10 protein-coding genes are annotated in these 10,852 nt (G+C 38.3%); all 10 read right to left on the bottom strand.

Annotation, left to right across the window (positions count from 1 at the left end; genetic code table 11):
• Window positions 1–84: 84 nt before the first annotated feature.
• On the bottom strand, window positions 85–1,098 hold the full coding sequence (locus AB3M96_RS23340) for an SIS domain-containing protein (protein WP_412970012.1): 1,014 nt from the start codon (window positions 1,096–1,098) through the stop codon (window positions 85–87).
• 12 nt (window positions 1,099–1,110) lie between these two features.
• A complete protein-coding gene (locus AB3M96_RS23345) occupies window positions 1,111–2,124 on the bottom strand; it encodes an SIS domain-containing protein (RefSeq protein WP_412970013.1) in 1,014 nt (337 codons plus the stop codon).
• Window positions 2,125–2,217: 93 nt separating this feature from the next.
• Window positions 2,218–3,183, bottom strand: coding sequence for an SIS domain-containing protein (locus AB3M96_RS23350; protein WP_412970014.1), 966 nt, complete (start codon window positions 3,181–3,183; stop codon window positions 2,218–2,220).
• Between the two features lie 14 nt (window positions 3,184–3,197).
• Window positions 3,198–4,424, bottom strand: a complete 1,227-nt coding sequence (locus AB3M96_RS23355; RefSeq protein ID WP_412970015.1) for an MDR family MFS transporter — start codon at window positions 4,422–4,424, stop codon at window positions 3,198–3,200.
• Window positions 4,425–4,467: 43 nt separating this feature from the next.
• Entirely contained in the window at window positions 4,468–5,295 is an 828-nt protein-coding gene (locus tag AB3M96_RS23360; protein WP_412970016.1) for a sugar phosphate isomerase/epimerase family protein, read from the bottom strand.
• Between the two features lie 110 nt (window positions 5,296–5,405).
• Window positions 5,406–6,233, bottom strand: coding sequence for a carbohydrate ABC transporter permease (locus AB3M96_RS23365; protein ID WP_412970017.1), 828 nt, complete (start codon window positions 6,231–6,233; stop codon window positions 5,406–5,408).
• 7 nt (window positions 6,234–6,240) lie between these two features.
• A complete protein-coding gene (locus AB3M96_RS23370; protein ID WP_412970018.1) occupies window positions 6,241–7,128 on the bottom strand; it encodes a carbohydrate ABC transporter permease in 888 nt (295 codons plus the stop codon).
• A gap of 57 nt (window positions 7,129–7,185) precedes the next feature.
• A complete protein-coding gene (locus tag AB3M96_RS23375; protein WP_412970019.1) occupies window positions 7,186–8,475 on the bottom strand; it encodes an ABC transporter substrate-binding protein in 1,290 nt (429 codons plus the stop codon).
• Window positions 8,476–8,585: 110 nt separating this feature from the next.
• Window positions 8,586–9,428 (bottom strand): fructoselysine 6-kinase, encoded by an 843-nt coding sequence (locus tag AB3M96_RS23380; RefSeq protein ID WP_412970020.1) that lies wholly within the window; start codon window positions 9,426–9,428, stop codon window positions 8,586–8,588.
• Between the two features lie 76 nt (window positions 9,429–9,504).
• Window positions 9,505–10,242: a GntR family transcriptional regulator gene (locus AB3M96_RS23385; RefSeq protein WP_412970021.1), complete on the bottom strand. Its 738-nt coding sequence runs from the start codon at window positions 10,240–10,242 to the stop codon at window positions 9,505–9,507.
• Window positions 10,243–10,852: the final 610 nt, after the last annotated feature.

The following is a 10,852-nucleotide window of genomic DNA, read 5'->3' on the forward strand; positions in this document are numbered from 1 at the left end:
TACTTTAAATTATACAAAAAATACCCTATAGAAAGAGCACTTTTTTTAAGTGTCTATTCTATAGGGTACATTTTAATCTTAGTACTAAAACGGTACCTTTTTATAATATCTCCTAGTTGAGAGTGGGTGATTTCGTTGTTCCTCTAAATGGCAGCTAACTCGTTCGAGTAAGGTTGCCAGAACAATCGGTGATACAAGAGATCTCACTTCTTGTGATATGCCTTTGAGTTCATAGTCTTTCGTGTCAAATACGGTTAGTTCGTTTGAGTAATGCTCAGCAAAGCGTTCTACTCTTTCTGTTAATGCTCTTGATTTATCTTCTCCCTTTAATAATAGGATACTAGTATCTTCCTCTACTAACTCAAGTGTCCCGTGGAAGAAGTCAGAAGCATGAACGGGACGTGTTTTAATCCATTGCATCTCTTCTAAAATGCACATTCCGTAATAGTATGTTTGGCCCCAATCAATACCTGTTCCCGAGAGAATATGGTAAGTTGTATCTTTATGTTTCGTAGCAAACGCAGCAGCACGTTCTTCTGTTGCTTCCTTTACTTTTAAAAGCGCACCTGGCAGGAGTTTCATTTCCTCCACTACTTGGTGATAATTCCGCATTTCACCGCGTCTATACATCAGCCTAAAGACTAGTAAGTAAGACTGGATATAGAAGGATTCACATGATGTATCGTCAGCCGCATAATTTACAAATGTATAATCTGTAATGTTTGCTAGTGGCGTGTTGGCATGCCCAACCAAACTAATGGTTGTTGCTCCTTTTTCTTTACAAAACTCAGCTGCTGCCACGGTTTCTTTTGTCGTACCTGATAACGACGGAAGTATGACTAACGACTTCTCACCGAGATGCCTATGATCCATTAACATCAATTCGGAAGAAATTTCCGTGTACACTGGCAAGCTTGAATAGTTCTTCACAATATATTCAGCAGCAAACATTAGAATCGTTGCTCCACCTGTTCCGACAAAGAATACATTATCAATTCCCTTCTCAAAAATGGAATCGATTGCGTCATCAAAATCACTCTTTATCGACAAAGCACCGTTTTGGATTCGTAGGAATCTATCAATATCAAAATTAAACATCGACTTCCCTCCTTAGTAATCCATTTTTCGGTAGTATCTTCTGATATCTAATGAATGATCGCGCTCCCGCTCCAGGTAAACACTTAATCTTGATGTTAATGCCCAGTTCACATTAATAGCGACATGCTTTCTAAACTCTTCGCTAATACCAGGAAGCTCGTAATCCTTTGTATCTAATATAAAAAGCTCTTTTGTAATTTTATTGGCAAAGCGCTCCACTCTTTCTGCCAAAGGTCGAGTTTCATCTTCTCCTTTGAAGATAATCACACTTGTATCCTCTTCAACGATTTCAAGTGTTCCATGGAAAAACTCTGCAGCATGGATAGATTTCGATTTGATCCATTGCATTTCCTCTAAAATACACATTGCATAAGAGTAGGTGTTCCCCCATAGATTCCCTGCACCAACTAACATATGATAGCCTGTTTCTTTATGCTTAATGGCAAATTGCTCGGCCCTTGAATCAAACTCTTCCATTGCCTGCACCATTCCTTGTGGCAATGCTTCCAACTCTTTCGCAAACTTTTCATACTGAGGAAACTCATCATTGTTATGAATGAAGCGGAATGTAAGGAACTGTAAGTGAAGAAAGAATGTATCAAACGAATGTTTCTCTTTCCCTGTAGAAATACAGTGGTCTACTGCGTTTGCCAGCGGCGTATCAGGAATCGCAACTAACCCGATTGTGGTAGCACCTTTTTCCTTACAATATTCCGCCGCAGCTACTGTTTCCTTCGTAGTCCCAGTAACAGATGCAAAAATGCAAACAGAATCTTTCGTTAAATGGCGATTATTCATCACAAGTAACTCTGCAGCAATTTCAGCATGCACCTCTAATGATGAATTGGACTTAAATATATATTCGTACGGATACATCATCGCTATAGTTCCACCAGATCCAATTAGAAAGATGTTTTTAAAGCCTTTTTGAGAAATGGAATCAACGACATTTTCGATTTCCTCTCTTTTAGCAAAAGCTTCTGTTCCAACCGCTTGTAAAAATGAATCAGCATCAAATTTTAACATTGTATTCCCTCCAATTTATATAGTAGATACTCACCGAGGACTTACCATAAAAAACCTCGGTGAGATATTGAAACATCTAAACTATCTAACGGTTTAATAAGGCACTTTCCACATATACCGTCTCGTTGACAATGGATGGTTCCTCGCCTCAGCAAGTTCATCGGCATACATGCGTAAAACGGACTGCATAACTAATGGTGCAATATATCCCTTTACTCCGTCAGAAACACCTTCTAAATCAAATTGCTTTGCATCTATGGCGATGATGTTATCACCGTATCTTTCGGAGAATTCTAAGGAGCGCTCTTCTAGAGGTCTCGTTTCATCCAAACCAACTAGCTGGATGATTGGTACATCTTTATCCAATATTTCAAATGGTCCATGGAAGTACTCGCCGGCATGAATTGCGTGTGAGTGGATCCACTGCATTTCCATTAAGATACAAATCGCAAACCAATAGGCAATTCCATAGTTGGCTCCACTACCCATTGTGTAGATGATTTTTGCATCCTTATAGGCTTTGGCAAACTTTTTCCCTTTTTCTTGATACTTCGCTTTCTCACTCTCTAAGATCGGTCCGAGGTTTTCTAATGCAGAAACAACCTCTGAGAACTTCTGATTTCTGTCTTTTTCTAACAATAATCCAAATACAAGTTCAAGCATGATCGCAGGAGATTCGTTGACATAACTTGTTTCTTTTCCCTCTTTGTAAACAATAATATGTTCGGACACTTGAGCAAGGGGAGACTCAGCGTCAAATGTTAATGAAACAGTTAATGCCCCTTTTTCACGTGCAAACCGAGCTGCCTCTACCGTTTCTGGTGTCTTTCCGAAATGTGAGCATAAAATGACGAGTGATTTGTCATCAAGTTTTTGAGGATTCCTATGAATAAACTCATTTGAGCTATACAAATCGGAATCAATCGTTTTACTCTCCCTATCGAGCACATATTTACTCGAATACATCAGCGAGGACGAGCCTCCACAGGCTACAAAATAAACACGGTTAATATCCCTTTCTTTAAAGACCTCTAACACCTTTTCCACTTCTGCTAACATTTTGGTTTCCTCCTTTAATCATTACTGACTTTCATAAGCTCAATATTGCCTTTTGTATATTGAAGCCTTTGATATGCAATAAAACATACTAAGGCGCATCCACCCACTCCTGCACACGCAAAAAGAAAAACACTTGGAAGAAAGGAATCTAACAAAAGCCCACCAAACAAGGGACCGATTGTTCTCCCTACATTTGCAGCCCCATTCACAATCCCTTGGTATAACCCTTTTCGATCATGTGGTGCCAGATGGTCTGCAATCGCAGGTACGAGTGGAAATATAAGTATCTCTCCTATGGTCATGATCATCATCCCGATTAAAAATCCACTGTATTGTTGACTTTGTGAAAGCAATAAAAATGTAATCATATATAAAACAACACCAGCTTCCAGTTGCCATCCCCAGCCTATATTTCGCCTAAGCATGAACCACTGAATAATAGGTTGTAAGAGTATGATTAGTAATCCATTAACTGTCCAAAGCAAGCTATAGGAGGCTAACGAAAAGCCAAATTGAAGCATGAGACTCGAAATCGTTGTCTGCCATTGGATATACGTAATCCAACAGAACATAAATCCCACACATACGACTAGTAATGAAACGAATCCATGTGTTTTATAAAAGCGAATCGAACGTAAAGTAGTACGTGACCACTCCTCGGATGGCTTTTGAACTTGCTGTTTCGGTTCTTTAAGAAAAAACCATAATATTAAAAGGAAAAGTACATATGAAGTTGCATTTGCCCAAAATACATATCGGAAGGAAAATTGTGCAACGATTCCCCCTAATGCCGTTCCAACGGCTACCCCAACATTTAATATTAAATACATGAGGTTGTAGCTGCGCCTTCCCCCTTCTTCCCAAACACTACCAGCAAGTGCATAGATTGGCGGGAAGATCGTTCCAATGCCTACCCCCAAGATAATCATTGCTAGAATATAAGCTGGCCAGGCAAGCCCCGTCGATATCACAAGTAACAATAGAGCTGATGTAATTCCTCCATACAAAAGTGTCCTTTTCCCTCTTAAACGGTCATACAAATAACCACCTAGAAAACTTCCTACAATTTCAGCAGCTGAATGAAGCATGAGAACGAAACCGGCATCAGTTAACGTACGATTCATTCCTTGTGTTATATAAATCGTGTGCAACGGCCATAGAAACGCCATTCCAGTTGAATTAATCAACATCGCAATGACTAAAACTTTAAGGTTTCTTGGGTAGCTCTTCCAGAATTTCATCGTATATAGCCCCTATCTGTCGGTCTCTTACCTGTATACTTCTCTAGTCAAGATAGGGAGCAAGTGTTTTTAACGATGTTTCAATTGCTTCATTAGGATTTTTTAGGTACTGATACGATGTAAACTCTAATGTTAATGCTCCACTATACTGATATTGCTGTAATGTTTCCATATAAGTTTCGATTGGCAAATTCCCATCTCCCCAAGCTAAATGGCCAGTTGGATTTCCATCGATAAAATGAATGTGAACCAACTCATTTTTTAATTCTTCAAAATAGCTTGCTAGGCTTTCCCCTTCTGCTGCCATCGGGATCGTGTCTACCATCCCCTTCAGGTAGTCTGAAGGTACAGACTCTAGCATTTCTTTCAGATCACCCAACGTACAAATCAGGTTTGACTCAACCTTTTGTAAGGGCTCTAGCGCCAAAGTCACTTTCCTTTCTTCAGCAAAAAAAGTAAGCCGCTCGAGAGAATCCCTGGTTCTTTGTAACGCCTCACTTCTAGATTCATTACGGTATCCCCACCCTGCAGTGACTAACACCATTGGTGCTTCTAATTCAACGGCCGCTTCAATCGACTTTTTAAAGTAATTAATGCTCCGTTCTCGAATCCAGGATTCTTTTGCAGATAGATTAATAGGATACATACATTGTTCAGGTGTAAAACAGACAACCTCAAGTTCCCTTTTATCAATCTCTTTTTTAATGCGCCCCACTTCTGACAAGCTCAAATCTTCTACATAAAGATGTGGTGATGCACCCCAAAGCTCAATTTTTTGAAATTCATAGGTAACCATTGCATCTAAAAAATACGTAAGTGGATAATGCAAATAGTGAAAATTCATGCCAGTTATTTGTGACCTTTTCAACATACTCACCTCTTCCCTACACATTTATTACTATTACTGTCCAATTTGGTATATACCATTTAAACCAATACTTTTTCCTATTCTTCAGTAAGGGACAGGAGTGTAAAACACTCCTAGCCCTTTACTCCACCCGCTGTAATCCCTCGCACAAATTGCTTTTGGAAAATGATATAAGCAATGATCATTGGTAACGCTGAAATTGCTAAACCGGCTAATTGTATACCAAAGTTTGTGTTTAACTGACTTCGTAGGTTCATAAGCCCGACCGGAATGGTACGAAGGCTTGAATCTTCGATAAAAACAAGTGCAAACATAAACTCATTCCAAACGAACATACCCGTTAATAAAGCAGCAGATGCAATAATTGGTTTACCCATCGGGATGATAATATGCCAGAACACCTTCCAACTATTGCAACCATCGATAATCGCTGACTCCTCGAGTTCACGAGGGATAGAGAGAAAATACGACCTCATCAGGAAAATCGCAAACGGTAATTGAAAGGCAACATATGGGAGTATGAGCGCACCATACGTATTATATAAACCTAAAAATTGCAGTAATTTATAAAGTGGAATTAAACTTACTTGTGGAGCGAGCATTAATCCACTCAAGATGAGCATTAGCAACAAATTCTGTCCCTTAAACTGAAACCTACTTAATCCATATGCTGCCATGGCACCTATCAATAAGATCAGTAAAACCGAAATAACTGTAACAAGGACACTATTAAAGAAGTACTCTCCTACTCCGGCATCCCAAGCAGCTTTATAGTTTTTCCACAGCCATTCCTTTGGGAGCGTCCACGTATTTAAGAAAAAGTCACTGTTTGATTTTAGACCACTTAACGCAAGCCAGATAAGGGGATAGATAATGACCAGTGAAAAAAGTCCAAACCAGATCAAAATAATCGTCTGAAAAAGTCGGTTTTTAAGCATCATTTACTCCCTACACCTCCTTACCTGTTTTCCCTAGTCTCATCTGAATAAGGGATAAGGCTAGTGTTACCACAAATATGACCGTACCAATCGTTGAGGCGTACCCCATTTCATCATTTCGAAAGGCTGCTCGATATAGCATCGTTCCTAAAACCTCAGTCGAACGTCCTGGCCCACCAAAGGTCATTACATACACTTCATCAAAAACCTTAAATGCGCCAATAACCGTAATCACACTTCCAACAAGAATCATCTCTTTAATTTGCGGTAACGTAATATGAAAGAACGTTTTTATTTTAGAAGCACCGTCAATCATAGCGGCTTCATAGTATTCATAAGGAATTTTTTGCATGGCTATTAAAAATAGCATCGCCATGTAACCGGTGTATTGCCATTGAGAAACCGCAACAACTGCATAAATCGCTGTTTTGCTATCTCCTAACCAAGAATGTGTCCATTCCGAAAGCCCAATTGCGTTTAGTGCTCCGTTTACGAGTCCAATCTCTGGATTGTACAGAAGCTGCCACATTAACCCGACTACTGCAATTGAAATAACGGAAGGAATAAAAAATACGGTTCTGAAAAATGGTTGAAATCTACGAATCAATTTATCTTCTAGAATAGCGGCTATTATGATACCTAAGCCCACTTGAAAAATAAGGGAAATAATCGCGTATAAGAAATTATTCTTTAATGCTGTATAAAAGATGGGATCCTTAAAAAGTCTTAGATAATAATCTAAACCAACAAACGTTCTCCCTGCATCAAACGAATTCCACCTAAACAAACTGTTATAAAGATTAAGGACAATTGGCAGGAACACCATCAGTACAACAATAAGAAGTGCTGGTAAGATATAGAGAATCGCTGTCCGACTACTTCGATAATTGTTTTTCATCCAATACCCTCCTAAGAGGGGGCAAGCAGTAATATCAAACTGCTTACCCTTCTAGTATTATTCGACTTCACTTTGTACTTCCTTCGCAACAGCTTGGATTTCTTTAATAATTTCTTCTGGTGACTTCGAACCATCTAGTAACAATTGAATATTCGATAAATACACATCTGCTACTTTTGCATGGACATCCGTATCCAACCATTCTGCCATTCCTTCTGATTGTTTCATCGTTTCAACACCGTCAACTACCTGTTGAAGCGCTGTATCAGGGTTAGTGGCTCCATCAATCGGACTTGGCCAGCCAATTTGTTCTGCCAGTTTTACAGCATTCTCTTTACTAGTTAAGAATTTTAAGAACTTAATAGCTTCTTCTGGATGTTTCGTTTTAGAAGAAACGATAAATCCATCTGGAGCTCCTGTAATGAAGTTCTGATTACCCTTTCCTTCTGAGATCGCTGGCATCTGGAAGAATCCCCAGTTTCCATTCATATTATTCTCTACGTTTTGAAACTCTTCTAATTCAACGTAAATCATAGCTCCCTTACCAGCAAAGAAATATTGAACAGCCATATCATGTGAACTAGAGTTAACATTGTCCATTAAATAGCCGTTTTTGTTTAAATCCGCAAACATTTCCATTGCTTTCACATAACCAGGATCTGTAAATTCACCTGATGTTGGATTATAGTCCTTCATACGAACATCTTGAGGAACCATTTTTTGATTGAGTCCAGTCAGATAATGGATTGCTGCCCATGGACTTTCGTTTCCTAAAATAAGCGGTGTTTCTCCACCTTGTTTGAGTGTGTCTAGTAGTGTAGTAAATTCATCCCACGTCTGAGGTGCTTGTAGATTGTATTTTTCGAAGATTTCTTTATTGTAAACAAAGAATTTTCCATTAAAGCGTAGTGGTATACCATAATTTTTATCGTCGGATGAAAATGGCTGAAGGGATGCAGGAATAAAACTATCTTTCCAAGCAGTATCTTCTTCTAAATAAGGGGTGAGATCTAAGGCTGCTCCAGCGCGAACAAATTTCCTAGCAAATTCACCTGACCATGAAAACATGATATCCGGTACTTCATTACCACCAAGAATAACTCTCAGCTTATCTTTAATTGGTTCGTCTGCGATTGCTTCCATTTCAATCTTAATATCAGGGTTTTGGTTTTCAAATTCCTCAACAACTTCTTCAAAATATGGTGCATATTCTGGTTGAGGCCACTTGTGCAAAAATTTCAAGACTGTTTTACCTGATTCTTCACTAGAGGAAGAATTTGAACACCCTGTCAAAATAAAGGCGAACATTAGTAACATAACACCAAGCGTCTTTGTCAATTTTCTCATTCATTAACCCTCCTTATTTTTTGGAAAAATACTAGTCTATCTTGAACATCTATCTCCAAGAACCACCTCCAAATAAGATTCATATATTGACTCCCTATTTATAGAGAGGATTAAAAAGAGATACCATAACCAAAAGCGCCATCCACTAAGCACGTCTTTGCCGCAAATTCGGCTCCTTTATATAAACTCTCTTTAAGTAACTCAACTTGAGGTTCGTATGATTTGTTCTTCTTTCCTTGTAAATAGTGAAGGACAAACGCAGTAAAAAAGGAATCTCCCGCCCCTAAAGTGTCAACTGGTTTTACAAAGTGTGGTTCCTGACGGTAGAATTGTTCACCATCATACACCATTGCTCCTCGGGAACCCATCGTCCCAATCACCAAACTACTTCCGTAGGAATGAGCCTGCTTTACTAGATTGATAGCTTCCTCATCCGTTAATTGTCCACAAGATAAAAGGCTTATATCGACGTGTTTGCAGATTTCTCGTAATTTCTCATCTGTATAATCACTTGAAAAATCATAGGACAGTAAAGTTCCTGTTTCCTTAATCTTATGTAATTCTGAATCCAGATCACTGTAAATAGAGCTATGAGCAATATCGAAGGTTTTGATATAGTCCAAGTCAGCTTTTGTAAGAATAATAGGATGCTCCTTTTGGACGCCTCCCTCATTCCCTCCGATAAATACTCGATCACCATCCACTAAATCTACGGCTGCATATCCATTTTCACCTGGATGTTGACGACAATGAGTGATATCGATTTCCAAGTTCTTAAGGGTTTGTATGATGTGGCTGGCTGCTTTGTCATCCCCAAATACGCCTAGGTATGCCGCCTCATTGCCAAGCTGTTTCGCATAAACACTAAAATTCAATGCATTTCCACCGGGATACATCGTTTGTTTGTAAACATACTTATCAACTACATTATCTCCCACTCCGATTACTCTCATTGTGATCACTCCTTTATAGATATCTTCAAATGGTATATACCATTTTCTGTAAGAAAATACCTAAAATGAGAAACAATCATTTTAGGTTTAGTTCCGAATAAAATTTTACAATATCACTTCTCGTTAACGAGGTAGAGAACTCAATCTCCTTGTTATTACGGTCAAACGCGACTGCCTCTCTAAAAATACATGGGCTCTCTGTACGAATTTTTAAAAGTTTGCTCTCATTTTCCTCTGAGAACGTCACTCTCATATATTCATTCGCCTTTACAAGTACGATGCCGTATACGCTTTCTAAAATATGATACAGCGATGTATTATCTGTTATATGTTCTTCTATATTTCTGCAATAACGATCAGGTATAAAGGACTCTTCAATTGCAATTGGGCGATCATCTACTAAACGCAATCTTTTCACAGAAAACAAATTCTCTCCAATAGAAACCTGGAGCCTCTCAGCCAATATAGGTGTAGCTTCCATATGCCCCATCGAAAGTACTTGTGTACTGGGAGTTAACCCTTTACCCAACATGTCTTTTGTAAAACTGTTAAACGTAATAAAATCCATTTGAATCTTATTATTTGAAACGAAGGTTCCAGCACCTACTCTACGCTCAACAATTCCTTCTCTTTCTAAAATTGATAGCGTGTGTCTGGCTGTCATTCTGCTTATTCCATACTGCAAAGCAAGATCTCGTTCAGAAGGCAGCTTATCACCATGCTTTAACCTTCCTACTTCAATATCTTCAATAATCTTTTCTTTCAATTGTTTATAAAAAGGGGTTGATTCTTGGTTTTCACGTAACCTGCTCATTTTAAAGTCTCTCACTTTCGTAAAGTAATCTTACTTTCATTATATATGAATTGTAAGCGTTACTTTAACAATATTTCCCTTTCAAAATGGTATATACCATTTCAGTTAAATGATAAAATGCGGATCGCAAGCAGGTTATGAAACTCTTTATTAAGCGCTTACATTATGTTTTAAAAAAATAGAGTAAAAAACTTTGTAGTGTTAGAATAGTCTAAATTTTTAAACTCGTCAACGGTGTTTTTTTGTCGATTTCTGCATTTAGAATGATAGGTAAATAGAAATATCTCTTCTTCCCTCTCTAGTACTACAAGCCTCCTGTCTGTGAAAAATATCGGAGGACCTCACATGTCATATTTTAGTATTTTGATAGCTTGTTTTTTGTGTTTATGCACGTTAATTTTGATTTGTGCATGTTAATTTCGATTTATGCACTTTATTTGAATTTCTGCACGTAACGAGCAACTTACTTTTTAGCCCCCTAATTAATTTGGACACGACAGAATATTCGGTTACACTTTATCCGATGTGTCCAACCTTAATTTAAGGAGGTGTTTTTATTGCCTAAACAAAAAATTAAAGTCATAGAGGAAGTAAAGAAAAAGTATGTGAG

It is taken from the genome of Ferdinandcohnia jepli, assembly GCF_047246645.1.
In the GTDB taxonomy this organism is placed as follows: Bacteria; Bacillota; Bacilli; order Bacillales; family Bacillaceae_L; genus Ferdinandcohnia.

Coding starts and splice junctions, on each gene's coding strand:
- AB3M96_RS23345 (WP_412970013.1), bottom strand. CDS start 2,124: ATGTTAAAATTTGATGCTGATTCATTTTTACAAGCGGTTGGAACAGAA.
- AB3M96_RS23350 (WP_412970014.1), bottom strand. CDS start 3,183: ATGTTAGCAGAAGTGGAAAAGGTGTTAGAGGTCTTTAAAGAAAGGGAT.
- AB3M96_RS23380 (WP_412970020.1), bottom strand. CDS start 9,428: ATGAGAGTAATCGGAGTGGGAGATAATGTAGTTGATAAGTATGTTTAC.
- AB3M96_RS23355 (WP_412970015.1), bottom strand. CDS start 4,424: ATGAAATTCTGGAAGAGCTACCCAAGAAACCTTAAAGTTTTAGTCATT.
- AB3M96_RS23385 (WP_412970021.1), bottom strand. CDS start 10,242: ATGAGCAGGTTACGTGAAAACCAAGAATCAACCCCTTTTTATAAACAA.
- AB3M96_RS23375 (WP_412970019.1), bottom strand. CDS start 8,475: ATGAGAAAATTGACAAAGACGCTTGGTGTTATGTTACTAATGTTCGCC.
- AB3M96_RS23340 (WP_412970012.1), bottom strand. CDS start 1,098: ATGTTTAATTTTGATATTGATAGATTCCTACGAATCCAAAACGGTGCT.
- AB3M96_RS23370 (WP_412970018.1), bottom strand. CDS start 7,128: ATGAAAAACAATTATCGAAGTAGTCGGACAGCGATTCTCTATATCTTA.
- AB3M96_RS23365 (WP_412970017.1), bottom strand. CDS start 6,233: ATGATGCTTAAAAACCGACTTTTTCAGACGATTATTTTGATCTGGTTT.
- AB3M96_RS23360 (WP_412970016.1), bottom strand. CDS start 5,295: ATGTTGAAAAGGTCACAAATAACTGGCATGAATTTTCACTATTTGCAT.